Origin of the sequence: Paenarthrobacter sp. PAE-2 (assembly GCF_026013155.1) — a bacterium.
Taxonomy (GTDB): Bacteria; Actinomycetota; Actinomycetes; order Actinomycetales; family Micrococcaceae; genus Arthrobacter; species Arthrobacter ureafaciens.
The window spans coordinates 1-576 of sequence record NZ_JAPDNV010000106.1; the positions used below are offsets into that span (position 1 = coordinate 1).

Consider the following 576-nt stretch of genomic DNA (forward strand, 5'->3'; position numbering starts at 1 on the left):
GGGTGACTTCGTCCATCTGGTTCATGCGGCGCTGGTGGTGCCAGCGGATGTAGAGGCGCATGATGTCGCGGTGGCTCGGGCTGGTGATCCTGTCGAGGGCTTGCTCGGCCCAGTCGCTGAACCTAATGCTAAGTTCATCGCGACGGGGCAGCGCATGGTGTTCGACGAGTAGGCCGCGGACGTATTCGCGGGTCCGGGACGCCGGTAGTTCGTCGAGGCGGGCGTGGGTGATCACAGGCTCGGCTGCCAGTTGTTGAAGGAATGCCGTGACGTGCGACTGCTGGATCCACGTGAGTCCGCTATTGGCGCGTTTCATGGACTTCAGAGCGGTGCCAATTACCTGAAGAGCGGCGGAGGGCGGCTCGTTGTCTGGGCTGAGGAGTCGGTCAATGGTCAGTGTAAGGATGCATGACCAGCAGCGGTTGCCGGAGTGGAGTTCGCCTTCCGTCCCGCATCCGATGCAGTCAACGTTGAGCTGAACTCCGGAGCATTTCCGGCAGGCCGGCAGGGTGTCGACGCGTCCGGGCAGCACGCCGTTGTGGCCGCAGGCGCAGGTGCCTCGGGTTCTTTTGGCCT

1 pseudogene is annotated in these 576 nt (G+C 63.4%); it reads right to left on the reverse strand.

The window, feature by feature from the left end:
- Positions 1-316, reverse strand: a pseudogene (locus tag OCL88_RS21095) (Fis family transcriptional regulator); the annotation flags it as partial.
- Between the last annotated feature and the right edge of the window lie 260 nt (positions 317-576).